Source organism: Bradyrhizobium uaiense, from assembly GCF_010811875.1.
Taxonomy (GTDB): domain Bacteria; phylum Pseudomonadota; class Alphaproteobacteria; order Rhizobiales; family Xanthobacteraceae; genus Bradyrhizobium; species Bradyrhizobium uaiense.
On record NZ_VKHP01000789.1, the window covers coordinates 1 to 248 of the forward strand.

At 60.1% G+C, this 248-nt stretch carries 1 pseudogene; it reads right to left on the minus strand.

The features are described 5' to 3' along the window. Nucleotides 1–93 (minus strand): annotated as a pseudogene (locus FNJ47_RS55150) (DUF2092 domain-containing protein); the annotation flags it as partial. Nucleotides 94–248: the final 155 nt, after the last annotated feature.

Here is a 248-nt window from a genome sequence, read left to right on the forward strand (position 1 = left end):
GAACTCGGAACGCATCTTGTCGATCAGTTGGTCCACGCTGCCGGAAAAATCTGCCTGGGCGTAGGCGCCGATATGCTTTCCGAGGACCGTCACCTTCTTGCCGTCGAAGACAATCTCGACGTCTGCGCAGCCATCCTCGCCGGCAGCGCGCAGGCACAGGGCGATGACGCCGCGCTCATCCTCAAAAAGATGTCCGCCTATATCGGCGGTCAGTCGACCATCCAGGCGGCGTACGATTCGGATATCGA